Genomic DNA, 24534 nt, shown 5'->3' on the forward strand with positions numbered 1-24534 from the left:
CGGCTGCCCGGCGGGCAACCTGATCGTCAAAAATTCATCGTCAGTGCCCAATACTATAGTTAAAGGCACAAAGCGTGCCAGTATGGCACCGTGTCATTGCGTAACGTTTTATTCCAGCGCCAGGTGATGTTCGCGTTCGGCCCGCACCAGAAGCTCAGCCATGGTACGAACATCAATCAGGGCACACATATGCTCCACCACCGTTCCCGCCAACCAGGGCCGCTTGCTTCGGGCCGTGCGCCAGCGCACCTGATCCGGCGCCAACGTGAATGACTGGGCTACGTCATCGCAGGCCAGGCCCCAGCGGCTGTCATCCAGACGAATCACAAAGCGATAGTTATCACGGGCGCCCTCGGGCACCCGGCCAGCCATAATCCACTCAGCGGTATCCACCACTCTCAGATTCTGCTGCTGCCCGCGCAACATGCCCATATACCAGCGCGGGCTGCCGGGAATCGGGCGAATATCCTCTTCAATGCGGTGAATCGCTCCCAGCAATACCAGCGGTACCGCCAACTGCAGCCCTGCCACGGTGAAGATCAGGCATTCAAACGGTTCTTCAGACCAGTCCGGGCGCACCGGTGGCGTCGGGCTCGGGGTATCCGGCACCACCTCAGAGGCGGACTCTGCAACCGATACCGGAGCTGCCGCGCTGGCTGTCCGCGTTGCGGTTTCTAAACGGGGCTCAACCCTGGCTGGCTCTGGCTTTACCCGAACCGGTGCGGGCGCGGATACACCCCGAACCCCACCTTTCACGGTCTCGGCTTTGGTCTGTGTCCTGGTCTGAACATCGACCTGCTGCTGGCTAACGGCCTGTGTGTCCTCCTGCAGCGCCGTGCTCGTGGCTGTATGCAACAGCTCATCCAGATAGCTGGCAATGGCCGCCTCCGGTGCGGCGAGCTGCGTCATTTTTGTGTCAGCCATGGTTCCGCCCTGTCAGGGAACCGTTGCGCCTGAGAATATCATCCAGCAGATGATCGTAAGCCCGGACACCATGGGTCTGTGCATCCAGCGCAGACGGAATCACCCCGGCCTGGCTGGCATCCCGGAATTTGGTATCCACCGGCACGGCAAACCGCCAGAGCGTATCCTGGTAAGTTTTACGCAGAAGATTCAGGCTTTTCACCGACGCCTGTGTTCGCCGGTCGTACAGGGTGGGCACAATCATGTACGGCAGTTCGTTTTTCTGGGAGCGCATGATCATCTGCAGGGTGTGCAGCATTCGCTCAAGCCCCTTTATTGCCAGAAACTCGGTCTGGACCGGAATAACCAGAAACTGGGCCGCCGCCAGCGCATTCACCATCAGCACACCCAGAGACGGTGTGTTGTCGAGGATCACATAATCAAAATCATCCCACAACTGGGCCAGAGCCCGAGAGACTATAAGGCCCATGCCCTCAACACCGACCATACGCCGCTCCAGGGTGGCGAGCGCGGTACTGGCTGGCAGCAGCGACAAACCGGGGCAACTGGTTTCGGTAATCAGTTGTGCCGGTAGCCCTTCCGGAACCTTGCCCTGATGCTGGAACAGGTCAAAAACACTGTGGGCAATGGTATCCGGATCATACCCGAACCAACTGGTGAGTGAGCCATGGGGGTCAAGATCAACCACCAGCACACGCTTACCCCTGCCCGCCAACAGCCCGCCGAGGGCGACCACCGAGGTTGTTTTTCCTACGCCACCTTTCTGATTGGCTACAGCCCAGATTCGCACGCCAGATTCTCCGGTTACAGGTTGGCCCAATGGCCCGGCTTCTTTCCCGTTTAACGGCAGGAAAACCGGTATCTTGAAACGGAACAGACAGTTTGCGGCAAGGATTTGCCGACTCCGCCCATAACAGAGAGTTAATACAGAAAACGTGCCAGATACCGCTGCCAGGGGATCTTTGCGGCAGAAGCAAAAACTAACGCACCGCGCCCCGGATACTGGCATCCCGTGAAATCAGCAAAACCACGCGCCGGTTTCTCCGACGCCCCTGCTCGGTGTCGTTGCGGGCAACCGGCTGGTACTGGCCATAGCCAACCGCCGCCAGACGTTCCGGCTCCACTCCCTCCATCGTAAGCATCCGTGCCACTGCAGCCGCCCTGGCCGTTGATAGCTCCCAGTTTGAGGGGAACCGACTGGTACGAATGGGCTGATTATCGGTGAAGCCCTCAACCTTGACCGCATTATCTTTGCCCCGCAACACACCGGCAATCTTTTCAATCACCTCAAATGAATCGTAGTGAGGCTCGGCATCTCCGCTGCCGAACAACATACTGTTTGGCAGGTTAAGCTCGATCCACTGGTTGCTGGTTTCAAGGCTGACCACACCCTGGCTGATAAGCTGATCAAATTCCAGGGCAAGCTGATTCGCCATACTTTGCAGTGCTTCGGTTCGGGCGGCCGACTCGGCCTCTGCGTCGATATCAGACTGCGTCGGCTGCGGCACCTCGGCCACCGGTGGCGGAATAACGTCTTGCGGGCGTTGCTCTGGGACAACCGGCGGCTGCTCTCCCACCACGACAGGCTGTACCGAGCGTTGAGGCGCATTGAACACACCGGTAAAGGTGTCCGACAGCACCTTGTACTTGCCCTCGTTGACCGACGACACCGAATACATCACCACAAAAAAGGCAAACAACAGAGTGATGAAATCCGCATAGGAGATCAGCCAGCGTTCCTTATTGTGGGTACTTTCAGGGGAGATTTTGCGCCTGCGCATAGTAGGCCCTTGCCTGCATTACTGCAGGAATCCACGCAATTTGAGCTCGATGGATTTCGGGTTTTCGCCCTCGGCAATGGCGATAATGCCATCGATCATCATGTCTTCGTATCTGGTTCGCTCCTGCACGATGCCCCGGAGTTTATTTGCCACCGGAAAGAACAGCAGGTTTGCCAGTGCCACACCGTAGATGGTCGCCACAAAGGCGGTCGCAATACCCCCACCCAGAGACTGGGGATCCTCAAGGTTGGTCATTACCTGAATCAACCCCATAACCGCGCCGATAATGCCGATGGTGGGCGAATACCCGCCCATGGCCTCATACACCCGGGCGGAATCCAGATCCCGCTGTTCGCGGGTTTCCAGATCCACCTCCATGATACTGCGGATGGCTTCCGGCTCGGCACCATCCACCAGCAGCTGTAAGCCCTTGCGGGCAAAGCGCTCCGGCTCCTTTTCAGCCAGGCCTTCAAGCCCCAGCAGCCCCTGCTTGCGGGCCTTGACGCTCCAGTCGATCACTTTACCGATACCATCTTCCAGCGAGATATAGGGCGGCAGGAACACCCAGCGAGCCTGATTGAACGCCCGCTTTAGCATGGGCCATGAGGTCTGAAGGATGGTGGCGGCAAGGGTTCCCCCGATCACAATCAGTGCCGCGGGCCCGTTGAACAGGGAACTCACGGCTCCGCCCTCAAGAAGGTTTCCACCCAGTATGGCGACGAACGCCAGAATGATTCCGAGCAGGCTCAGAATATCCATTAATGGGCGCCCTCGATCAGGCGCGGCCCGACTTCTTCCAGCGGCAGAATCTCGTCACTCAGCCCTGCCCGGGCAACGGCCATGGGCATACCATAGATCACTGAGGTCTTCTCATCCTGGGACCAGACCACCGAGCCAGACTGCTTCATCAGGCGGCAGCCCTCCTTGCCGTCTGCCCCCATGCCGGTGAGGATCACGCCGAGGGTCTTACCGGGAAAGCTGCGGGCCAGAGAGCCGAACGTTACATCAACACAGGGTTTATAGTTGAGCCTGTCGTCTCCGGGCAGAATGCGCACACGGGCCTGGCCGCCGCGGTTTTCCACCATCATCTGTTTGCCTCCCGGCGCAAGCAGTGCCAACCCCGGGCGCAACACGTCGCCGTCCTCAGCCTGCCGAACTTCAATCCGGCACAGTTTGTTCAGGCGCTCGGCAAAAGCCGGTGTGAAACTGGCAGGCATATGCTGAACCAGCACAATGGGCGAGGGAAACGACGCTGGCAAGGTCGTCAGCACTTTTTGCAAGGCCACCGGACCGCCGGTGGACGTGCCTATGCCAACCACACTGTAATGCCTGGCGGCCGTTTTTCTTGACGGTTTACGGACAGGTTCCGCCGCGGGTTCCCGGCGGGCCTCCGGCGCCAACGGCCGTGCCGGGCGGACTGCCGCCCCCCCGGCGGAACCGGGGCGTTCCGGCGGTGACGTTCTTGGCCTGGGCACCGGTGGCGATGTTCGGGTAACCGGCGCAGAAGACCTGGCGCCGGGGCGGCTGCCAGCAACATCCAGAATGCGCTGAATCAGAATTTTCTGAAGTTCGCTGGTATCCCTCGCAATTTCCTCGAAATTCTTCGGCAGAAAATCCACCGCGCCAGCTTCCAGCGCATCCAGCGTCACCCGCGCACCTTCATAAGTCAGCGAGGAAAACATTAACACCGGCGTCGGATTGCTGCGCATGATCTCCCGTACGGCCGAAATCCCGTCCATCACGGGCATTTCATAATCCATGGTGATGACGTCCGGACGAAGCCTGGCGGCCAGTTCAACACCCTCCCGGCCATTCGTGGCCGCACCCACAACCTTGATCTGGCCGGAGGCCGTCAGAATCTCCGTCAACCGTTTGCGAAAGAAACCTGAATCGTCTACGACCAGGACAGATACCGTCATCCATTTCTCCTGAAAATCCCGGCAAGTGCTGCCCAGGAACCTGCGCGCCTGAAAGTCACACCACGATTGGTAACGCGCAGGCGCCTAGCCGTAGTGCTGCAACAGACTGGGCACGTCTATAATCAATGCGATACGTCCGTCGCCGGTAATCGTGGCGCCAGCCATACCCGGCGTTCCCTGCAAAGCCCGCCCTAGCGGTTTGATAACCACTTCTTCCTGACCAACCAGCTGATCCACCACGAAACCAACCTGCTTGGTGCCCATGGCCACAATCACCACATGCGCATTCTCGGGTTCTGCCTGACCGGCAGCACCGTGCACCAGCCAGCGTTTGATGTGGAACAGGGGGAAGACCTTTTCGCGCACGACAACGCATTCCTTGCCATCGACAATGTTGGTTTTGGTGAGGTCAAGGTGGAAGATTTCCACCACGTTGACCAGTGGTAGCGCAAAGGACTGATCGCCCAGCATGATCATCAGCGTTGGCATAATGGCAAGCGTAAGCGGAACCTTGATGATAATGCTGGTGCCCTTGCCCTTCTCGGACACGATGTTGATCTGCCCGTTAAGCTGTCCGATACGGGTCTTCACCACATCCATGCCCACACCCCGGCCGGACACATCAGAAATCTGCTCTTTGGTGGAGAAACCCGCTGCAAAAATGAGGTTATAGCATTCGTTGTCGGTCAGGCGATCGGCCGCATCCTGCTCAAACAACCCCTTCTCGACGGCTTTACGCCGGAGCACATTGGCATCCATACCGGCACCGTCATCGGCAATGGACAGCAGGATATGGTCGCCTTCCTGTTCCGCAGACAGAGTCACCGTGCCCGCCCTTGGCTTACCGGCTTGCTCGCGCACATCCGGCGCTTCAACACCATGGTCAACTGAGTTCCGCACCAGGTGAACCAGCGGATCAGACAGTGCCTCGACCAGGTTCTTGTCCAGGTCGGTGTCCTCACCGTGCATCACCAGATTGACTTCTTTTTTCATGTTGCGTGCGAGATCCCGGACTACCCGGGGGAAGCGGCCGAATACCTTTTTAATTGGCTGCATACGCGTTTGCATAACGGCCGACTGAAGATCGGTGGTCACCACATCCAGGTTGGCCACCGCCTTGTGCATATGCTCGTCTTCGCTTTCGGACCCCAGACGCTGCAGCCGGTTTCGCACCAGCACCAGTTCACCCACCATGTTCATGATGTCGTCCAGGCGCTTGGTATCTACCCGCACCGTTGTTTCGCCAGCCGGTGTAGCCTCACGCGCTGCCGCGGCGGGTTTGGCGGGTTCCCTGGCCGGTACGGGTGCTGGCTTTTTACTTTCCTCAGGCACCGGCTTTTTAGTCTTTTCAGGCTGTTCAACTTTTTTAGCGGGGGCAGCAGGCGCGGCATCTGCTGCTGCCGCGCTGGGGCTACCACCCTTGCCGTGAAGTTCATCGAGCAGGCTTTCAAATTCATCGTCGGAAATCAGGTCGGACGAGCCTCCGGACGGGCTCGCCGGCGCCTGCTCCGGCGTGTCAGTCGCACCGGAAAACTGCCCTTTGCCGTGCAACTGATCCAGCAACGCCTCGAACTCATCGTCAGTGATGTCATCACCACCAGCCGCCGCCACAGCTGCGGTGTCAGGTTCGCCCGCGGGCACCGGTGCTGCTTCAGGCGCACCCTGGCCATCCGCCAGGGCATCAAGCAGGCGCTCGAACTCTTCGTCGGTAATATCGCCCTGGTCTTCCTGGCCCGCATTGCTGGCCGCAGGCTCAGGTTCCGGAGCGGGCTCTGCCGCCGCTGTCTCGCTTTCCGGGCGAGCAAGCTGATCGAGGGCTTCAATCAGGGTATCGGGGGCCGGTGTCGGCTCTTCCCGGTTACGCACCTGATCGAACATGGCATTCACGTTGTCCAGCGCTTCGAGCACCACATCCATCAGCTCCGCAGTCACCTGGCGCTTGTGATTGCGAAGGGTATCGAACACGTTTTCCGCGGAATGGCAGCAATTGACAAGAGCTTCAAGCTGTAAGAAGCCTGCGCCGCCCTTTACCGTGTGGAAACCGCGGAAAATGGCATTCAGAAGATCGCTGTCGTCGGGGTGCTGCTCAAGATCCACCAACTGTTCTGACAATTTTTCCAGAATCTCGCCAGCTTCAATAAGGAAGTCTTGCAGGATCTCTTCGTCGGCATCGAACGCCATGCGTTTTCCTCTTTACGATCAGAATCTCAGAATCCGAGACTGGACAGCAGGTCATCTACGTCGTCCTGCCCCGAAACAACATCTTCCCGCCGATCGGCATTGATCTGGGGGCCTACCCCTTTTTCGGCCGACTCTTCTTTTTCTTCAATCTGATGTACAGTTCCGGTCAGCTGATCGACATTGCCCGCCATCACCACCAGGCTCAGCAGGTTGTCCTCAACTTCGTTCACCAGTGCCGTAACCTTCTGGATTACCTGGCCGGTCAGATCCTGAAAATCCTGGGCAATCAGTATCTCGGACAGGTTCTGGTACAGGCTGTCGGAATCACTGGACAGACTGTTGAAAAAGGTATCGATACGCCCGTACAGCTCGCGAAACTCTGCCGGTTCCATTTCCCGTCGGCGCAGCCGCTGCCATTCGTCCCGCAGCGCCACGGCTTCGTCTCTCATGGCATGGGCCATCGGCATACTCTCTTCCACCAGGTCCATGGTTCGGTTGGCGGCCTGACCGGTCATCTGAACAACGTAAGACAAGCGATCGGAAGCATCGGTCATTTTCGACAGAACTTCTTTCTGTTCCGCACTGGTGGGGTCAATCTGGAAGTTCCGGATCGCTTCGTGCAGGCTACGGGTCAGGCGCCCTACCTCACGATACAGACTCTGATCCCTAACCTCGCTCAATTCATTGATCAGTGTCATCGCCCGAACATAATCACCCGCATTCACACTATCGGCGAGCTCGGAGGTCTGTTGCGCCAGCTTGGCTGTCACCTCCTGATCGAGGCCCTGCTGAATTCTCTCGTTATCACTCATGGCGAGCCATCCGACCTCTGGTTACTGGATTCGTTCGAAAATTTTCTCGATCTTTTCCTTAAGTACCGCGGCGGTAAAAGGCTTGACCACGTAACCGTTAACACCGGCCTGTGCTGCTGCCACAATCTGATCACGCTTGGCCTCTGCAGTCACCATCAGAACCGGCAGATTTTTCAGGTTTTCATCGGCACGGACGGCTTTGAGCAGGTCGAAACCGGACATGCCGGGCATGTTCCAGTCGGTAACGAGGAAGTCGTATTTACCACTTCGAAGCATGGGCAGCGCCGTATTGCCATCGTCGGCTTCGTCGGTATTGGTGAACCCAAGATCCCGCAACAGGTTCTTGATGATTCGTCGCATCGTGGAGAAGTCGTCCACGATCAGAATTCTCATGTTCTTGTCCAATGGGACCTCCAGTCAGTAACACCCGGACTCTAATCGATCTTTTTTGAAAGGTTAGCAGGCCGATACTTTAATGGTTAATTGTGTGACATACGAGTCAGGATTTGTGTGCATCCCGCCAATCCGATAACCGGCCTCTCAACCGCAATGCGGCCTGGCTATGAATCTGGCTAACCCGGCTCTCGCTCACGCCCAGCACAGCGCCAATTTCCTTCAGGTTGAGTTCTTCCTGATAGTACAGGCTGAGCACCAGCTTTTCCCGCTCCGGCAGTGCCTCAATGGCTTCCGCCAGACTGCGCTGGAAGGCGCCCGAGGTAATGCCGTCCAAAGGGTTATCACTGGCCTCTGCTTCCTCTAACGGCAGTTCTCCGGTTTCGTTTAGCTCATCCAGGCTGAACAATCGCCCACTGCTGGCGTCGGCCAGGGAGGCATGGTAGTCCTCCAGTGAAACGCCCAACTCCTCTGCCACTTCCGCATCCTGGGCTTCACGGCCACTGCGGTCTTCAACCTGCTTGATGGCGGCGGCAATCCTGCGGGAATTCCGGTGTACCGAGCGGGGCACCCAGTCGCCCTTACGGATCTCGTCTACCATGGCACCACGAATACGGATGCCTGCGTAGGTTTCAAAGGTCGCGCCTTTGCCCGAGGCATAGCGTTGCGCCGCTTCCAGCAAACCGATCATGCCCGCCTGAATAAGATCCTCAAGCTGAACCGAGGCGGGTAGGCGGGCCATCAGGTGCAGTGCAATTTTCTTGACCAGCGGCGCATGCTCCTCAATGAGCAAGGAAGGGTTGCGGCTACCGGCCTGATGATAGATTCCCAGATTATTCGCCAATGTCATGCATCCGATGTCTTGTAGGGCTGAATCAAGATCAGACTTCGACGAGCCGCTCCACGAAAAACTCCAGGTGGCCCCGGGGAGACGACGGCAGTGGCCAGTTATCCACTTTCTCAGCCAGAGCTTTCAGGGCAAGCGACGCTTTGGCCCTGGGGTAGGCCTCAAGAACGGCTTTCTGGCGCTGTACCGCTTTCTTGACGGCTTCGTCGTAAGGCACACTACCCACGTATTGTAGCGCCACATCAAGAAAACGCTCGGTAACCCGGGTCAACTTTTCAAACAGATGACGGCCTTCCTGCTCGCTGCGCACCTGGTTGGCCAGTATGCGGAAACGGTTGGTGCCATAGTCCCGGTTCATCAGCTTGATGAGGGCATAGGCATCGGTAATGGATGTGGGCTCATCGCAAACCACCAGCAACAACTCCTGGGAGGCCCGCAGAAAGCTCACCACAGCCTCCGAGATACCGGCGGCGGTATCCACAATCAGCACGTCGATCTGGTCACCGATTTCACTGAAAGCATTGATCAGGCCCGCATGCTCCATGGGGCTTAGCTGGGTCATGCGCTGGGTACCCGAGGATGCGGGTACAATGCGGATGCCACCCGGCCCCTGAACCATCACGTCTTTCAGATCGCACTCACCACTGAGGACGTCCTGCAGGTTCCGGTTCGAGGTAATGCCCAGCAGTACGTCGATATTGGCAAGCCCCAGGTCGGCGTCGAGCAGCACCACGCGGCGCCCTTTTTCTGCCAGAGCGATACCCAGGTTGACCGACACGTTACTTTTGCCGACACCGCCCTTGCCGCCGGAAACCGCAATTACCTGAACCGGATGTGGTTTGCTCATACTGTTTTCAGTCTCTTACTTCGTTCTTGTAAGGGCACAAGGCCGGCATTATTGTTCGCTGCGCCCGCTCAGGCACCTTCTGCAACCTGTTGGGGGGCCTGCAGGGCCTTCAGCCGTTCAACACTCAGGCGTACCAGGGGAACCGCCTCTGCCCGGTGCAGGTCTTCCGGGATCTTCTGGCCGTTGGTGTACCAGGCCACCGGCAAACCGGTTTCCATCACAAACCCCAACACTTCGCCCAGTGTCAGCGCCTCATCAATCTTGGTCATGATACAGCCTGACGGCCCCGCCATCTTATAGCAATGCCACACGGATTTCATGATGCGCGGCTGGCTGGTGGCCGACACCACCAGATGTGTCCGGATATCATGATGGCTTCGTGCCAGCTCAGTCAGCTGCTCCTGGTAGCCACGGTCGGCACTGGTAAGGCCCGCAGTATCAATCAGTACCAGATGCCGGTCTGACAGGTCGTCCAGAATATCATCCAGGGAATGGCTCTCGTCCACCACCCGAACCGGCACATTCAGAATCCGGCCAAACACAAACAGCTGTTCGTGGGCCGCTACCCGGTAACGATCGGTTGTCACCAGTGCCAGGGAATCCGGCCCATGCTCCAGTACATAGCGAGCCGCGAGCTTGCCGATGGTGGTGGTTTTTCCCGAACCGGTCGGCCCCACCAATGCGTAGACACCGCCAGCATCCAGCCAGTCCTCCCGGGGTGTACGCACACCGGTCGCCAGCATTTTCAGCGATTGCTTCCAGCCCTCTTCCAGGCGTCCGGCACGGTGCTGGCGCGACAGGGAATTCGCCAGCTCAGCACCCAGCCCCAATTCCTGCAGGCGTTCAGCAAGCCGCTGCTGAACGGCATTCGGGCCATCCGCCTGCACTGCCGCCGCTGGCACCTGCCCTTTCATCAGATCCCGCAGTGAACTGATCTCTGCCCTCATGCTGGCGAGCTCATCGGCGTAACCTGCCCCGGCAGATGGCCCATTCGCGACAACTGCGGGCTCCGGCTGCCAGTCATCCGACGACTGCGCATCGAATGCAGTGAAGGTCGTATCCGACGGGGACTGCGTAGCAACACTTCCCCGACGCTCACGGACTTCGCGGATGCGCGTGCGGGACCGACCCAGTTCGTCTTCCAGCCTGCGGTGCTGCTCCGCCTGCATTTCCGCCAGCCGGGCACCATTGGTTGCCTGTGCCGACTGCTCACCCAGGCGCTGACGCGCCATATTTTCGTCGTAATCGAGAGCAGTTACGATTTCCACACCACCGTCTACCCGACGGTTTGACAGAATAACGGCATCCGGCCCCATTTCATGGCTCACCTGCTTGAGGGCCTCGGCCATGGACTGTGCAAAAAACCGTTTTACTTTCATGATGCTTCATCCTCCAACCGGCAAGCCCTGAAGGGTTTGCCGAATTACTCTGCCGGGCTTACTGGCCGACAGAGGCCACAATCGTAATCTGTTTGTTGTCTGGTACTTCCTGGTAAGACAACACATGCAAACGCTCAACCCCGTAACTGGCAAACTTCGCAAGCACCGGCCGCAAGGGCCCGGACACCAGAAGAATCGCAGGTTTACCAAGCATTTCCTGGCGCTGCACGCTGTCCTGAAGGGATCGTTGCAGCTTCTCGACCATGTTGGGTTCCAGTACCAGGCCGATATCGTCCTGACCGCCAGTTTGTTGACTCTGCTGTACAGACTTAAGCAATAACTGTTCCAGATCCGGATCCAGAGTGATAACCGGAATCTCGGCGTCGTTGCCGCAAATGCTCTGAATAATCATCCGGCGCAACGCCTGGCGGGCCACTGTCGTCAAGGTTTTGGGATCCTGACTGCGCGGATGCAGGTTAACGATCGCCTCGGCAATGGAGCGCATATCCCGAACAGGCACTTCTTCTTTCAGCAGGTTTTGAAGCACTTTCAGCAAGATACTGATGGAAATACTGGTCGGCACCAGCTCTTCTGCCAGCTTCGGCGAGATCTTCTCCAGCTGATCCAGCCACTTCTGGGCTTCCTCGTGACCAATCAGTTCATGGGCATGTTTTTGCAGAATCTGGTTCAGGTGCGTGGCCACCACCGTGCTGGCATCCACTACGGTGTAGCCGAGGGTCTGGGCCTGGTCCTTTTTGTCCGGCTCTATCCAGATGGCATCCAGGCCAAAAGCCGGATCTTTTCCGGCAATGCCCTCCACCTTGCCGAACACCTGGCCCGGATCAATCGCCAGTTCACGCTCCGGATGAATCTCGGCTTCAGCAATGGTCACCCCCATCAGGGTGATGCGGTAAACATTGGGCATCAGATCCAGGTTGTCCCGAATATGAACCGACGGCATCAGAAAACCGAGATCCTGGGACAGCTTCTTGCGAACGCCCTTGATACGGCTCAGCAATTGACCGCCCTGGGACTTGTCCACCAGCGGGATCAGGCGATACCCCACTTCCAGCCCGACAATATCGACCGTGGCAACGTCATCCCACCCCAGCTCCCGGGTCTCGCCCGGTGCTGGCAATGCTTGCCCGTCACCACCAGGGCGATCGGCAGAGATCTCGGCACCCGGGCGGGCACCGGCCCCTGGCGCTGCGCCACGGCTGACAAAACCACCGCCTTCCTCAACGGTTTGCTGCTGCTTTTTCCAGATCAGCCAGGCAGCACCCGCCGCCAGCAGCCCCAGCCCCAGGAAAGCCACGTGCGGCATACCCGGAATCAGCCCCAACAGAATGAGGATCGCCGCCGCAATCCCCAGCGCTTTCGGCGCGCTGAACATCTGCTGGATAATCTGGCCACCCATATCCTGGCTGGAGGTGACCCGGGTGACCATGATGGCCGCCGACGTGGACAGCAATAGCGAGGGAATTTGCGCAACCAGACCATCACCGATGGTCAGCAGAGCATAGCGCTGCATAGCCAGACCAAAGTCCAGACCGTGCTGCAGCATACCGATAGCCACCCCGCCAACAATATTGATGGCGAGAATCAGCAAGCCAGCCACCGCGTCGCCTTTGACAAACTTGGACGCACCGTCCATGGAGCCGTAGAAGTCTGCCTCCTGGGCAATTTCCGAACGCCGGGCCTTGGCCTCATCCTGATTGATCAGCCCGGCGTTGAGATCGGCATCGATTGCCATCTGCTTGCCCGGCATGGCATCAAGGGTAAAGCGGGCGCTAACTTCCGAGACACGGCCCGCACCCTTGGTAACCACCAGAAAGTTGATGATCATCAGAATGGCAAACACCACCAGGCCCACGGCGTAGTTACCACCAATCAACACAGCACCGAAAGACTCGATCACCTTACCGGCAGCGTCACCACCCTCGTGGCCATTGAGCAGCACAATCCGAGTGGACGCCACGTTCAGCCCCAGGCGCAGCAAGGTCGCTACCAGCAACACCGTGGGGAAAGACGCAAACTCCATCGGCCGCAGTGCGTAGACACACACCAGCAGGATGACGATGGACAAGGTAATGTTGAAGGTGAAGAACACGTCCAGCAGGAACGCAGGCATCGGCAGGATCATCATGCCAAGCAATCCCATCAACATTAAGGGAATACCGATACTTCCCCGCGTCAGGGATTTGACATTATTCAGGACCAGCGCTCTGTCCATGCCGGATCTGTCTCCACACATCTGAGGTTTGGAAAGATTCCCGAGTCGGAATTCTGACGCGGAACTTCGCTTGCCATGGTGTGTCGCAAAATCCATACCACCATGCAGAAAATTTGATCCAATCCTGCGCCACCAGCGCCTGACGCAGCGGACAAGATGCGGTATCCTTTCGCCGTTTGTCTAATACATTTATAAGCCCGACTACCCGACCACGCAGGTGAGACCCCATGCCGATCCACGAAGTGAAGCACCCTCTGATCCGCCACAAACTCGGCCTCATGCGTCGATCCGACATCAGCACCAAGAATTTTCGCGAACTGGCCCAGGAGCTTGGCACGCTGCTGACCTATGAGGCCACCAAAGATTTCAACTTGCAGGAAAAAACTATAGAAGGCTGGGCAGGCCCGGTGTCTGTTGAGCAGATCCAGGGCAAGAAAATCACCATTGTTCCGATTCTGCGGGCGGGCCTGGGCATGCTGGATGGCGTGCTCAGCCTGCTTCCGGTGGCCCGGGTGAGCGTTGTCGGCCAGATCCGCAACGAGGATACCCTGGAAGCGGAAACCTACATGGAAAAGCTGGTGGGTGAACTGGATCAGCGTACCGCACTGATCATCGACCCGATGCTGGCCACCGGTGGCTCCATGATCTCCACCATTGATGTACTGAAAAAAGCGGGCAGCACCGAAATCCGTGCGCTGGTGCTGGTGGCCGCTCCAGAAGGCATCGACAAGGTTCTGGAAAAGCACCCGGACGTGTCCATCTACACCGCATCGGTGGATGAGCGTCTGAACGAGAAAGGCTACATTCTGCCCGGGCTTGGCGATGCCGGCGACAAGATTTTCGGCACCAAGCAGAAGGACGCCTGAGTATGCAGGAACACACTAACGAACCGGTCTGGAAGCAGGCCATTGCCGGGTCGCAGATGCTGCTGGTGGCCTTTGGCGCCCTGGTGCTGATGCCCCTGATTACCGGCCTGGATCCCAACGTGGCATTGTTTACGGCTGGCCTGGGCACCCTGATATTTCACATTGTTACCGGCGGCCAGATTCCGATTTTCCTGGCGTCGTCGTTTGCTTTTATCGCTCCGGTACTGGCCGCCAAAGGCCGTTTCGGACTTGAGGAAACCCTGGGCGGGCTGATGGCCGCAGGCATTCTGTACATTCTGCTTTCCGGCGCGGTGCGCCTGCGCGGTACCGGCTTCGTTACCCGCCTGCTGCCACCCGTGGTGATTGCGCCGGTGATTATGACCATCGGCCTGGGGCTTGCCACTACCGCGGTACACATGGCGTCAGGCCGGTCTGGTGATGGTCAGCTAGTGCTGGTACCCCAGGATACCGCCATCCTGATTGCCATGATCTCGTTGGCGGTGACCATTATTACCTCGGTCTGGGCGAAGGGTTTCTTCAAACTGGTGCCGATTCTGTTTGGCGTGCTGGTGGGCTACGCCTGTTCCTGGGTTGCAGGCATTGTCGATACCACCGCTGTTGAGCAGGCCGCCTGGTTTGCCATGCCGAATTTTGTGGCACCTGCGTTCAGCTGGGGGGCCATCCTGTTTATGGTGCCCGTGGCCATCGCTCCGGCCATTGAGCACATTGGCGATATCCTGGCCATCGGCAACGTTACCCGTAAAAACTACCTCGAAAAGCCCGGCCTGCACCGAACGCTCCTGGGCGATGGTCTGGCCACCAGTGCCGCTTCTATGTTGGGCGGCCCCCCTAACACCACCTACTCCGAAGTCACCGGCGCGGTTATGCTGACCAGAAACTTCAATCCAAAGGTGATGTGGTGGGCGGCTTGTGTGGCCATTGTGCTGGCCTTTGTTGGCAAGTTCGGTGCCGCTCTGCAAACCATTCCGGTGCCGGTGATGGGCGGCATTATGTGCCTGCTGTTCGGCTCCATTGCCGTGGTGGGCCTGAACACCCTGATCCGCCACCAGGTAGATCTGTCACAGTCCCGCAACCTGGTCATCGTTGGCGTAACGCTGGTGTTCGGTATCGGCAACATGGTGCTGGGCCAGCTGGAGGGCATTGCCCTGTGTGCTGTGGTCGCCATTATCCTGAACCTGGTGCTGCCCGGCGAGCGCGAAGCCTGGGGCAAGCGTATGCAGGAACACAAGGCCCAGTAACTCAGGACTGAACCATCAGGCGGGCACAGGGAGGCGCCTGCCAGCCAACCCGATCAAATATCCCGGCGCATCTCCGGAGGAATCGGAAAGTCCGGCATACCCGGCTTTTCCCCCCGCCCCTTGCGGAACTGCCGCAACTGGAAGACATACGCCAATACCTGGGCAATGGCCATATACAGGCCGTCCGGAATCTCCTGCCCCAACTCGGTGTTGTGGTAGACCGCACGGGTGAGCGGCGGCGTTCGCAACACCTCCACCTTGTGCTCCCGCGCGATCTCCATAATCTTGAAAGCCACTTCGTCGGCCCCTTTTGCCACCAGCACGGGGGCCCCCATACTGCCCTGGTCGTACTTCAATGCCACCGCATAATGGGTCGGGTTGGTAATGACCACGTCGGCAGTCGGTACATCCTGCATCATGCGGCGCTGGGCCATTTCACGCTGGAGCTGGCGGATTCTGCCTTTCACTTCGGGCTTGCCTTCGGTGTCCTTGAACTCGTCCTTGACCTCCTGTTTGGTCATCCGGAGCTTCTTCTGGTGATCGTAGATCTGGAAAGGCACGTCGATCATGGCAATCAGAATGGTGGCGCAGGACAAAAAGAAGAAGCTCCACCCCAGAGTCCAGAGCACGTGCTCCATAGCCGGGATCGCAGGCTCCTCGGCAATACTGAGCAGGTCTTCGGTGCGAAGGTTCAGAATCAGGATAGCCACCGACATCACCAGCCCGACTTTGGCAATCGCTTTTACCAGCTCAATGAGCGAGCGCATGGAGAACATCCGGCCCAGCCCCTTGATCGGATCCATCCGATTGGCCTTGGGGGCAATCGCTTTGGCACTGAACAACATGCCACCGATACCTATGGAGCCCACCACGGCGGCAATCAACAGCATCACCAGAATCGGTGATAAAGCCCAGGCCGCCTCTTTCGCCGCCAGAATCAGTTGCACGCTCATGTGGCGGGTGTCAAATATGGCCGAGCGTTCGATCACAAATGCATCGCGCATGATCCCTTCCAGAGCGGCACCGAGCGAGGCACCGAAAACCAGCAGGCCGCCAGCCCCGGCCAGCAACACGGCCATGGTGGCCAGTTCACGGGAGCGGGCGGTCTGACCATCCTCCCGGGCTTTTTCCAGGCGTCGGGGGGTGGGTTCTTCGGTTTTTTCCTGACTGTTGTCGTTCTCTTCGGCCATGTCAGAGGTTCCGTTGAGCTACTGCCCCTGCAGCGCGCGCATGAAATCGAAGGTTTGCCGGGTATACTGGTCGAAGTGCGGCAGAAAGTTGGCGTGCAGCACCCATATGGAGAACAATCCAAAAATCAGACCAATCGGAAAGCCCAGGGCAAAAATGTTCATTTGCGGTGCCGCCCGGGTCATCACCCCAAAAGAAATGTTAACGATCAATACCGCCGTGACCGCTGGCAGCGCCAGCAACATGGCCGACACGAACATCCAGCTGATCCGGTGCGCCAGGGCCCAGACCCCCTCCTGCCCCAGGCCTTCCAGCCCGATAGGCAGCACCCGAAAGCTCTCGATAAACACCTCAAAGGCCACCAGGTGCCCGTTCATCACCAGAAACAGCAGGGTAATGGTAATGGTATAGATCTGCGCCAAAACGGGAACGTTCACCCCGTTTGCCGGGTCCACCATAGACGCAAAGCCCAGCCCCATCTGCATGGCGATCATCTGCCCGGCGATTACAAATAATTGCCAGAGCGCGGTGAGCGCAAACCCCAGGCCAACGCCAATCAGAATCTGTTGCAGGGTAATCACCACCGCATCGGCGCTGAAAGCCTCAATAGCAGGCACCGCAGGCAGCATGGGCACAATCAGAACGGTCATCAGCAGCGCCAGGCCCAGACGCACCCGGGCGGGCACCAGCTGGGTGCCGAAAATCGGAATCACCATGAGAAAGCTGGCCAGCCGGAACAGCGGCCACAAATGTTGGCCCACCCACTGGCCAATCAGGTCTGCACTGAACGCTGCCGGTAGCATTCGCTCAGCCGATCAGGTACGGAATGCGGGAAATCAGCCCGTTGGCATGATCCAGCAGGGTGGTCAGCATCCAGGGGCCGGCAGCGATGATGACAATCAGGGTGATCAGCAGCCGGGGCAGAAAGCTCAGGGTTTGCTCGTTAATCTGGGTGGCCGCCTGAAAGGTACTGACCACCAGGCCAATCACCAGGCCCGGCCCGATAATCACCGCAGATAACAGCACAATCAGCCAGAGCGCTTCACGCAGAATGTCGATCACGGTTTCCGGCGTCATAGGTGCCTCCTAGATTCCATAACTGGCCGCCAGGGTGCCCATAATCAGGGCCCAGCCGTCTACCAGTACAAAGAGCATGATCTTGAACGGCAACGAAATGATGATCGGGGATAGCATCATCATCCCCATCGCCATCAACACACTGGCCACCACCATGTCGATGATCAGAAAGGGTATAAACAGTATAAACCCGATCTGGAACGCGGTTTTCAGCTCACTGGTCACGAAGGCTGGCATCAGCACCCAGAACGAGACATCCTCTGGCGTTTCATACTGGACGTCGGCGATCCGCATAAACAGCCCCAGGTCGTCCTCTCGGGTCTGTTCCAGCATAAACTTCCGGAACGGCTGGCTGGCCAGTTCCAGCGCCTCCAGAGAGGTGACTTCTTCCTGCATATACGGCTGCAACCCCACCCGGTTGGCCTCTTCCAGCACCGGTTTCATGATAAAAATACTCAGAAACAACGCCAGCCCGAGCAGAATCTGGTTAGACGGCGTGGCCTGCAGGCCCAGTGCCTGCCGCAAAATGGCAAACACCACAATGATGCGGGTGAACGACGTCATCATCATAAGCATGGCGGGCAGGAAAGTCAGCGCCGTCATCAGCGCCAGTATCTGCAAGGTTACCGAGTATTCCTCGGTGCCGTTTTCGCCCGGCTCAACGGTAAAGGCAGGAATGCCCGGCAGGTCTGCCTGAGCCAGGGCGGGCAGGCACAATCCGGCGATCAACGCCAGCCAGGGAACAAGACGGGACACCAGAACCGAGCGCATCACGTTAATCTTTCCTTTCCGGCGCCGACCAGGACTTGCCGATCATGGCTTGCAGTTTGCGGGCAAAATCACCGCCACCGGCATCGTTTGTATCCACCACCGGTGTCTCGAAAACCTGCAGAGTGCGTATGCCGCTGGGCGTAATGCCCAACAGAATCTGCTGGCCGCCCACTTCAATCAGCGCAATACGCTCGCGGGCGCCGATGGCCAACACCGACACCACGCGAATGGCATGGTTGTTGATGCCGGTCATGCCGTTCATCCGGCGGATCAGCCAGGCGCAGCCATAAATAATGGCAACGACCGCCAGCAAACCTACCCCCAGGCTCAACAGAGTCCCCAGAGTGTCCGGCGCACGGGCCGCTGTTTCTCTGGCTTGCTGCGCGGTTTCCTGAGCCGCCAGTGACAGCGGCAACATGCCGGTGACCACCGCAGCGACAAGCGATCGACCCATGTTATTTCTGCAGCCGTTTGATACGCTCACCCGGGCTGATCACGTCGGTCAGCCGGATGCCGAACTTTTCGTTCACCATCACCACCTCGCCGTGGGCGATCAAAGTGCCGTTTACCAGAACATCCAGCGGCTCGCCCGCCAGGCGATCCAGTTCGATAACCGAGCCCTGGTTCAGTTGTAACAGGTTGCGTATAGGAATCTGGGTGTTCCCCACTTCCATAGAGATGGTCACCGGGATATCGAGAATCACGTCGATGTCTGGCGCTTCACCGCCCAGCCCCGCAGTATCGGCCCCAAACTCTTCCATGGGTGCGGTACGTACACCGGAGTCTTCGCCAGCCCCTTCAGCTTCCGCCATGGCGGCCGCCCAGTCATCCTCGGTGGTGCTGTCAGAGTCACTGTCGCCCGACTCTTCCATGGCCGCCTCCCACTCAGCGGCGAGTTTTTCGTCTTCGCTGAGTTCCTGGTCGTCTTTTTTGTCGTCTTCAGCCATTGCGTCCCACCTTCAGTTGTTTCTTCACTTTGGGCAATGTCGCCCGCTCATGAATTCGTAATGCCAGTTTGCCGTCACGGGTGCCCATGGTGGCCTTGTAGATTGGAATGCCGTTAGCGGTAACCGTCAGATGTTCGGGGATTTCCACCGGAATCACATCACCCGCTTTCAATTTGGCAATATCCCGCAATGAAATTCTGCGGCGGCAGACCGTGGTCGTGATCGGAACATTTACATCCTTGATGTCTTCCTGCAAAGCATTGACCCAACGCTCGTCCACGTCGTCGATATCACTCTGCACACCCGCATCCAGCACATCCCGGATCGGCTCGATCATCGAATACGGCAAGGCAAAATGAAGCTCGCCACCACCGCCGTCCAGTTCAATGTGGAAGGTGCTGACGACCACCACTTCGCTCGGGCTGACGATGTTGGCCATGGCCGGGTTCACTTCCGAGCTGAGGTAGTCGAAGTCCACCTTCAATACCGCGTGCCAGGCCTCTTTCATGTCGTTGAAAACCTGATTGAGCACCATCTGGACAATGCGGGTTTCCGTGGGAGTGAATTCCCGGCCTTCAATCTTGGCGTGGCGGCCTTCGCCGCCGAAAAAGTTGTCCACCAGCTTGAACACCAGCTTGGCATCCAGCACAAACAGAGACGTGCCCCGCAACGGGCGCACCTTGCACAGGTTGAGGCTGGTGGGGACATACAGGGTGTGAATGTATTCGCCGAACTTCATGATCTGCACACCGCCGGTGGATACGTCGGCATTTCGGCGCAGAAGGTTGAACAGGCTTATCCGGGTGTAGCGGGCAAAGCGCTCGTTGATCATTTCCAGCGTGGGCATCCGGCCACGGACGATCCGGTCCTGACTGGCCAGGTCGTAAGACTTTACGCCTGTGTCGTCGGTTTCCTCGTAGGTATCAATGTCGCCGTCGTCCACGCCGTGGAGTAGCGCATCAATCTCGTCCTGTGACAGTAAATCCTGCATACGGGTTCAACCCCTGAGTGTGTATTCCCGCCCGGCATAATTGGCCGGGTACCACCAATCACGCCTGCCTACTGAACCACAAAATTGCGGAACAGCACCCGGTCAATGGCAGGCTCGCTTTCCTGAGCCAGTACCTGATTGACTCTGTCCAGCATCGCTTGCGCCAAGGCGCGCCGCCCTTCCGGCGTCTGCAGTTCCATGAAGTCCTGGCCGCCAAGCACCATCACCAGCTGGCTTCGAATCAGTGGCATATGCGTTTCTGCCGCCTGCAGCGCTGCCGGATCTTTGGCCTCGAACGACACATACACCTGGGCATAACGCTGTCGACCCTGGGCCTGCACAGTGGTTACCAGAGCTTTCTCGATATCCGTGTAGCTGCTGGCCACAAAAGCAGGCTCGGCCGGTGCCCCATTGCTGCCGTCTTCGCTGTCACTACCAGGCAGGCCATCCCCCAGAAACCAGAGTGTGCCTACCACCGACAAACCAACCGCCAGCACGATGATAATCACCAGCATGATGATCAGCTTCAGTTTGCCTTTCTTGGCCGGAGCCTCCGCCGCATTGTTTTCCGCCATATCACCCGCTTGTCAGTTTTCCGTCACCGGAGGGCTTCCGATGATCGTTTCAAGGAAACAAAGCAAGGCCCGGGCCAGTCACGCCCGCCCCTGCGCTGCAAACCCGCAGTTTAGCGCTGCCGGGCAGGATGGGCAAAGCGCGTCGTTCCATAACGGAAGCTTTTACAGGTAAGTGGCCAAGCGTCAGGCGAAGATATCCACTTCGCCCCGCCAGGTCAGGTCCAGCTGGCCGGTCGCCAGGCCATCACCGTCCCCGTCGTGCTCGGCCAGGGCTGAACCGCCTGCCGAAGAAGGCTGACCATCCTCTGCACCACCGCTTTCACCGCCGGATTGCTGGCCCGGCTGATCCGACACATCAAACTGTGCCAGCGACAGTCCCTGCTCACCCAGCATGTCTCGCAACCGGTGGGAGTTAAGTTCCAGCTGTTCACGTACCACCGGGTTGGCCGCATGCACAGTGACCGTCGCCTGGTCATGCTGCATCCTGACCTTGACCTCCATGGGCCCCATATCAGGCGGCGTCAGGTGAATTTCCGCCATGGACATATTGCGGGCAGTCAGCCAGCTTAGCTTACCCATCACCTTGTCGCCCCATTCAGCCTGCCCCACCGGGGTGTCTACCGACATGGTGTAGCCGCGTAGCGGCATGCTGGGGTCGAGATTCATTCTGGCCTGCTGCTGTGCCCCCATCTCAACGGGACTGGGCAGGCTGCCTGTCATCAGCAAACTGCTGCGGTCTGCTGCCGTAGAAGCCTCACCCTGTACGGTGCTGGCCAACATTGTGGTTAACCGGGATTCCATAGCGGGAGTGGTTTCAGCGTTGGCGGCAAGAGCGGACGCCCTGACCGTGCCACCGGTAACCGGCAACCCTTGCGACGACCCGGGGTACAACCCGGCCACCGGAGCCCCTGAAGCCGATGGCTCAACGGGAGCGAAAAGCGACTGCAGAGACGCAAAGGTCAGCGGGGCCTCCGGGCTATCGCCAGGGGCACTGCCCACGGCCAGAGCATCCTGACTGACATCAGACTCAGCCGATTCTGCAGCGGCAACTCGACTTTTCTGCCCCGTTTCATCGTTGCTTTTCTGAGTCCGCCGGGTTTCGGTGGGTTCGCGGTTTTTCTCCGGCGCCGATGACTTGTCGGCATTATCCGGTTGCCGTTGCCGGTCGGCTTGTTTTTGTTCCAGGCGTTTCGGATCAAGACGCTTCTGTTCTGCCCGGGACACTGATTCGTACTGGCTGGCCCCGCCACCGGTCTCTTTTCGGCCAACCGATTTCTGGCCACCAGCCTCTGGCTGGGAGGGGTTCGCAGGAACCTGGGGAAGAATGCTTTGCTGCATGGCAACCTCTTGCCGCTTTCTGTCTCAGGCCCCTGTTAAAGGGGCGTCCTGCTGAGATAGAAGCAAAAGCAATGCCAGAGAACTGGAAGCACAGGTATCAGGCATCCGCACCAAAGTGCCGGAGCCGACGGGCAACCTCTTCAAACTCGGCATCAATCCTGGCCAGAACCTCACCCGCGCCGCCAAGATCGCCGGATTTGCCCAATTGCTCCGCCTCAAAACAGAAGCCACCCAGCCGGGGCGCACCCATGTTGATACAACTCCCCTTGAGACTGTGGGCGGTTTTGGCAAACTGATCCGCGTCTTTCTCTTCAAGCGCCGTTTTCAGGGCGTCAAGCCGTGTTGTGGAGTCTGCCAGGTAGGTCTGGATCAGCAAATCGAACTCATGCTCCATAACATCCTGCAGTTCAGCAAGCGCCTCTACATCAAGATGGGGTTTGTCATTCATCGGCTGTTCTCCATCATCATCGGCCCGTTACCGCCATGGCCGGTTTCGCCCGGTAGCATCCATTCGTAGACAATTTCCACGCAATTTCCCGCTCCGTGCACCTGCAGATGACTGCTCATGCGTCGCAGAATTTCCAGCCCCCGGCCGGAATAGGTGGTGCCGGAAACCGGTTGGCTGGCAGACACTGTGTCAGAAGCCTCGGCGAAAACAAAGCCTTCCCCGCTATCTTCGCAGCGTATCGTCAGGCACCCCCCGCCCAAACGGGGCCGGTGCGACAACTCGAAGCGGATGAAATGACCGTCTGTATCTGCAAGCCTGCGTTCACGCTCCTGGTAGTAACGGCTGAAACCACCGGCAGAGACTTTCCACTCGGAAGACAGCGCCAGAACGCCATGTTCCAGCGCATTGTTATAGAGTTCGGACAACAACGTGTAGATTTCGCCACTCTTTCGCCTGAGCCCCGGCACTTCCATGCAGATATGCAGCAGCATCGGCAGGGGGCTGAACTCCGCCAGTGTCTGCTCACGCAATTCATACACACAGCGCCAGTCGGTCGCTCCGGAGAGTGCCGACTCGGAAAGCCGGCCCGCCTGGGCCTCTTCGGTATTATCATCCACGATCTGCAGGCAACACAGGGTCAGATCATCAGCGGGCAGTGGCTCTCCGGTATGTTCGCTTATCCGTTCCATCAAAGGTTCGAATGGCGACTGGCCGGCCCCAAGATCTGCCAGTACCTCCCGGACTACTTCTTCCCCCAGGCACTCTCCAAGCTGGTTGCGGGATTCGGAAAAGCCATCGGTCATCAACACCAGCCAGTCCCCGGGGCTGGTATTGAGTACCACCATCGATGCCGAAAAACGCTGGGGATCCTGAACGCCCAGCGGCAGATGCCGCGACGGAATAGCCACCCGCTCACCGTCTGCGCGCACCAGCCAGCCATCCGGAAGCCCGCCATTCCACACCCGCAGCAGACCGTGCTTGAAGTCCGACTCGATCATCGCGCCACAGCAAAACATGCCCACCGGCAGGATACGCTGCAGTTTCCGGTTGATCTCACGAAGAATGTCGGGGCCATCAAACCCCCTGGCGGCCATGCCGTAGAAAATCTCGGCCACCGGCATAGCACCAATCGCTGCCGGTAAGCCGTGGCCGGTGAAGTCCCCCAGAAACACCAGAAGACCGCCACCCGGCCGTTGCGAGGCAAACAATACATCACCGTTAAACACCGACAGAGGCGAGGCATAGTGGCGGATGTTGGCAGCGTCCAGGCAACCGGTATGGGCTACATTTTCAAACACCCGAAGAGCCAGCCGCTGTTCTTCCAGCAGCCGCTCGTTCTGGCGCTGGATTTGCGCGTGCTGCTCCGCCAGCTCCAGATGCAGAACCCGCATGCGGTTGAAGGCCCGGATTTTGGCTTCAAGAATCGCGGAATTGTAAGGTTTGATCAAAAAGTCATCACCGCCAGCTTCCAGACACTGGGCGAGATCTGCCGTTTCCGACAAGGATGTCAGAAAAACCACCGGCACCAGCCGGTCTGCCGCCAGCCACTTGATCTGTCGGGCAGCTTCCATGCCGTCCATGCGAGGCATCAGGGCGTCGAGCAGTACCAGATCCGGCTGATGCAGGCCAAACAGCTCCACCGCCTCTGCCCCGTCCACGGCCTCCAGTACCTGGTGGCCGAGCTTCTGTATCAGCCGGGCAAGAATCAGCCGGTCGCTGTCGCTGTCTTCGGCAATCAGTACCTTTAGAGGGGGCATT

25 protein-coding genes are annotated in these 24534 nt (G+C 58.5%); 2 read left to right on the forward strand and 23 right to left on the reverse strand.

Annotated features, from left to right (window positions below):
* Positions 1–108: 108 nt before the first annotated feature.
* The 12 genes from C7H09_RS11030 to flhA form a co-directional block, all read right to left on the reverse strand.
* On the reverse strand, positions 109–924 hold the full coding sequence (locus tag C7H09_RS11030; protein ID WP_106762561.1) for a chemotaxis protein CheW: 816 nt from the start codon (positions 922–924) through the stop codon (positions 109–111).
* Complete coding sequence (locus C7H09_RS11035; protein WP_106762562.1) at positions 917–1714, reverse strand: ParA family protein; 798 nt, start codon at positions 1712–1714, stop codon at positions 917–919. The genes C7H09_RS11030 and C7H09_RS11035 overlap by 8 nt, the downstream gene beginning before the upstream one ends.
* A 190-nt stretch (positions 1715–1904) precedes the next feature.
* Entirely contained in the window at positions 1905–2705 is an 801-nt protein-coding gene (motD, locus tag C7H09_RS11040; protein WP_106762563.1) for a flagellar motor protein MotD, read from the reverse strand.
* A gap of 18 nt (positions 2706–2723) precedes the next feature.
* Positions 2724–3464, reverse strand: a complete 741-nt coding sequence (locus C7H09_RS11045) for a flagellar motor protein (protein ID WP_106762564.1) — start codon at positions 3462–3464, stop codon at positions 2724–2726.
* Entirely contained in the window at positions 3464–4624 is a 1161-nt protein-coding gene (locus C7H09_RS11050) for a protein-glutamate methylesterase/protein-glutamine glutaminase (RefSeq protein ID WP_106762565.1), read from the reverse strand. Before C7H09_RS11050 ends, C7H09_RS11045 begins: the two co-directional genes overlap by 1 nt.
* 84 nt (positions 4625–4708) lie before the next feature.
* Complete coding sequence (locus C7H09_RS11055; protein WP_106762566.1) at positions 4709–6805, reverse strand: chemotaxis protein CheA; 2097 nt, start codon at positions 6803–6805, stop codon at positions 4709–4711.
* Positions 6806–6831: 26 nt separating this feature from the next.
* Positions 6832–7617: a protein phosphatase CheZ gene (locus C7H09_RS11060; protein ID WP_106762567.1), complete on the reverse strand. Its 786-nt coding sequence runs from the start codon at positions 7615–7617 to the stop codon at positions 6832–6834.
* 21 nt (positions 7618–7638) lie between these two features.
* Positions 7639–8022: a chemotaxis response regulator CheY gene (cheY, locus tag C7H09_RS11065; protein ID WP_106762568.1), complete on the reverse strand. Its 384-nt coding sequence runs from the start codon at positions 8020–8022 to the stop codon at positions 7639–7641.
* A gap of 94 nt (positions 8023–8116) precedes the next feature.
* Entirely contained in the window at positions 8117–8860 is a 744-nt protein-coding gene (locus C7H09_RS11070) for an RNA polymerase sigma factor FliA (RefSeq protein ID WP_106762569.1), read from the reverse strand.
* 31 nt (positions 8861–8891) lie between these two features.
* Entirely contained in the window at positions 8892–9704 is an 813-nt protein-coding gene (locus tag C7H09_RS11075; protein WP_106762570.1) for a MinD/ParA family protein, read from the reverse strand.
* Between the two features lie 68 nt (positions 9705–9772).
* Positions 9773–11083, reverse strand: coding sequence for a flagellar biosynthesis GTPase FlhF (flhF, locus tag C7H09_RS11080; protein ID WP_106762571.1), 1311 nt, complete (start codon positions 11081–11083; stop codon positions 9773–9775).
* Between the two features lie 58 nt (positions 11084–11141).
* Positions 11142–13316, reverse strand: coding sequence for a flagellar biosynthesis protein FlhA (gene flhA / locus C7H09_RS11085; RefSeq protein ID WP_106762572.1), 2175 nt, complete (start codon positions 13314–13316; stop codon positions 11142–11144).
* Between the two features lie 227 nt (positions 13317–13543).
* On the opposite strand from flhA, the gene upp reads away from it, so the two are divergent.
* Entirely contained in the window at positions 13544–14182 is a 639-nt protein-coding gene (gene upp / locus C7H09_RS11090) for a uracil phosphoribosyltransferase (RefSeq protein WP_106762573.1), read from the forward strand.
* A gap of 2 nt (positions 14183–14184) precedes the next feature.
* Positions 14185–15441, forward strand: coding sequence for a uracil-xanthine permease family protein (locus C7H09_RS11095; protein WP_106762574.1), 1257 nt, complete (start codon positions 14185–14187; stop codon positions 15439–15441).
* A 53-nt stretch (positions 15442–15494) separates the two neighbouring features.
* On the opposite strand, the gene flhB is transcribed toward C7H09_RS11095, so the two are convergent.
* The 11 genes from flhB to C7H09_RS11150 all read right to left on the reverse strand — a co-directional run bounded on the left by flhB (position 15495) and on the right by C7H09_RS11150 (position 24533).
* A complete protein-coding gene (gene flhB / locus C7H09_RS11100) occupies positions 15495–16631 on the reverse strand; it encodes a flagellar biosynthesis protein FlhB (protein ID WP_106762575.1) in 1137 nt (378 codons plus the stop codon).
* A gap of 18 nt (positions 16632–16649) precedes the next feature.
* On the reverse strand, positions 16650–17432 hold the full coding sequence (fliR, locus tag C7H09_RS11105; RefSeq protein ID WP_106762576.1) for a flagellar biosynthetic protein FliR: 783 nt from the start codon (positions 17430–17432) through the stop codon (positions 16650–16652).
* 4 nt (positions 17433–17436) lie between these two features.
* On the reverse strand, positions 17437–17706 hold the full coding sequence (gene fliQ, locus C7H09_RS11110) for a flagellar biosynthesis protein FliQ (RefSeq protein ID WP_011785457.1): 270 nt from the start codon (positions 17704–17706) through the stop codon (positions 17437–17439).
* A 9-nt stretch (positions 17707–17715) separates the two neighbouring features.
* A complete protein-coding gene (gene fliP / locus C7H09_RS11115) occupies positions 17716–18477 on the reverse strand; it encodes a flagellar type III secretion system pore protein FliP (RefSeq protein ID WP_106762633.1) in 762 nt (253 codons plus the stop codon).
* 4 nt (positions 18478–18481) lie between these two features.
* Entirely contained in the window at positions 18482–18931 is a 450-nt protein-coding gene (fliO, locus tag C7H09_RS11120; RefSeq protein ID WP_240616567.1) for a flagellar biosynthetic protein FliO, read from the reverse strand.
* Position 18932: 1 nt separating this feature from the next.
* Positions 18933–19424 carry a flagellar motor switch protein FliN gene (gene fliN, locus C7H09_RS11125; protein ID WP_106762577.1) on the reverse strand — a complete coding sequence of 164 codons (492 nt, stop codon included), beginning with the start codon at positions 19422–19424 and terminating at the stop codon, positions 18933–18935.
* Entirely contained in the window at positions 19417–20415 is a 999-nt protein-coding gene (gene fliM / locus C7H09_RS11130; RefSeq protein ID WP_106762578.1) for a flagellar motor switch protein FliM, read from the reverse strand. The genes fliN and fliM overlap by 8 nt, the downstream gene beginning before the upstream one ends.
* Positions 20416–20483: 68 nt before the next feature.
* Positions 20484–20990: a flagellar basal body-associated FliL family protein gene (locus C7H09_RS11135; protein WP_106762579.1), complete on the reverse strand. Its 507-nt coding sequence runs from the start codon at positions 20988–20990 to the stop codon at positions 20484–20486.
* Between the two features lie 183 nt (positions 20991–21173).
* Positions 21174–22328: a flagellar hook-length control protein FliK gene (locus tag C7H09_RS11140; RefSeq protein ID WP_106762580.1), complete on the reverse strand. Its 1155-nt coding sequence runs from the start codon at positions 22326–22328 to the stop codon at positions 21174–21176.
* A gap of 97 nt (positions 22329–22425) precedes the next feature.
* Positions 22426–22776, reverse strand: coding sequence for an Hpt domain-containing protein (locus C7H09_RS11145; RefSeq protein ID WP_106762581.1), 351 nt, complete (start codon positions 22774–22776; stop codon positions 22426–22428).
* Positions 22773–24533 (reverse strand): ATP-binding SpoIIE family protein phosphatase, encoded by a 1761-nt coding sequence (locus C7H09_RS11150; RefSeq protein WP_106762582.1) that lies wholly within the window; start codon positions 24531–24533, stop codon positions 22773–22775. Before C7H09_RS11150 ends, C7H09_RS11145 begins: the two co-directional genes overlap by 4 nt.
* Position 24534 lies beyond the last annotated feature (1 nt).

It is taken from the genome of Marinobacter fuscus (assembly GCF_003007675.1).
Classification (GTDB): Bacteria; Pseudomonadota; Gammaproteobacteria; order Pseudomonadales; family Oleiphilaceae; genus Marinobacter; species Marinobacter fuscus.

Excerpts from the sequence above, each read along its gene's own strand:
- motD (WP_106762563.1), bottom strand. The coding sequence starts at position 2,705 with ATGCGCAGGCGCAAAATCTCCCCTGAAAGTACCCACAATAAGGAACGC.
- C7H09_RS11150 (WP_106762582.1), bottom strand. The coding sequence starts at position 24,533 with ATGCCCCCTCTAAAGGTACTGATTGCCGAAGACAGCGACAGCGACCGG.
- fliP (WP_106762633.1), bottom strand. The coding sequence starts at position 18,477 with ATGCGCTCGGTTCTGGTGTCCCGTCTTGTTCCCTGGCTGGCGTTGATC.
- C7H09_RS11075 (WP_106762570.1), bottom strand. The coding sequence starts at position 9,704 with ATGAGCAAACCACATCCGGTTCAGGTAATTGCGGTTTCCGGCGGCAAG.
- fliQ (WP_011785457.1), bottom strand. The coding sequence starts at position 17,706 with ATGACGCCGGAAACCGTGATCGACATTCTGCGTGAAGCGCTCTGGCTG.
- fliR (WP_106762576.1), bottom strand. The coding sequence starts at position 17,432 with ATGCTACCGGCAGCGTTCAGTGCAGACCTGATTGGCCAGTGGGTGGGC.
- fliM (WP_106762578.1), bottom strand. The coding sequence starts at position 20,415 with ATGCAGGATTTACTGTCACAGGACGAGATTGATGCGCTACTCCACGGC.
- flhA (WP_106762572.1), bottom strand. The coding sequence starts at position 13,316 with ATGGACAGAGCGCTGGTCCTGAATAATGTCAAATCCCTGACGCGGGGA.
- fliO (WP_240616567.1), bottom strand. The coding sequence starts at position 18,931 with ATGGGTCGATCGCTTGTCGCTGCGGTGGTCACCGGCATGTTGCCGCTG.
- flhB (WP_106762575.1), bottom strand. The coding sequence starts at position 16,631 with ATGGCCGAAGAGAACGACAACAGTCAGGAAAAAACCGAAGAACCCACC.
- fliN (WP_106762577.1), bottom strand. The coding sequence starts at position 19,424 with ATGGCTGAAGACGACAAAAAAGACGACCAGGAACTCAGCGAAGACGAA.
- C7H09_RS11050 (WP_106762565.1), bottom strand. The coding sequence starts at position 4,624 with ATGACGGTATCTGTCCTGGTCGTAGACGATTCAGGTTTCTTTCGCAAA.
- C7H09_RS11145 (WP_106762581.1), bottom strand. The coding sequence starts at position 22,776 with ATGAATGACAAACCCCATCTTGATGTAGAGGCGCTTGCTGAACTGCAG.
- C7H09_RS11045 (WP_106762564.1), bottom strand. The coding sequence starts at position 3,464 with ATGGATATTCTGAGCCTGCTCGGAATCATTCTGGCGTTCGTCGCCATA.
- flhF (WP_106762571.1), bottom strand. The coding sequence starts at position 11,083 with ATGAAAGTAAAACGGTTTTTTGCACAGTCCATGGCCGAGGCCCTCAAG.
- C7H09_RS11055 (WP_106762566.1), bottom strand. The coding sequence starts at position 6,805 with ATGGCGTTCGATGCCGACGAAGAGATCCTGCAAGACTTCCTTATTGAA.
- C7H09_RS11060 (WP_106762567.1), bottom strand. The coding sequence starts at position 7,617 with ATGAGTGATAACGAGAGAATTCAGCAGGGCCTCGATCAGGAGGTGACA.
- C7H09_RS11095 (WP_106762574.1), top strand. The coding sequence starts at position 14,185 with ATGCAGGAACACACTAACGAACCGGTCTGGAAGCAGGCCATTGCCGGG.
- C7H09_RS11030 (WP_106762561.1), bottom strand. The coding sequence starts at position 924 with ATGGCTGACACAAAAATGACGCAGCTCGCCGCACCGGAGGCGGCCATT.
- C7H09_RS11070 (WP_106762569.1), bottom strand. The coding sequence starts at position 8,860 with ATGACATTGGCGAATAATCTGGGAATCTATCATCAGGCCGGTAGCCGC.
- upp (WP_106762573.1), top strand. The coding sequence starts at position 13,544 with ATGCCGATCCACGAAGTGAAGCACCCTCTGATCCGCCACAAACTCGGC.
- C7H09_RS11135 (WP_106762579.1), bottom strand. The coding sequence starts at position 20,990 with ATGGCGGAAAACAATGCGGCGGAGGCTCCGGCCAAGAAAGGCAAACTG.
- C7H09_RS11140 (WP_106762580.1), bottom strand. The coding sequence starts at position 22,328 with ATGCAGCAAAGCATTCTTCCCCAGGTTCCTGCGAACCCCTCCCAGCCA.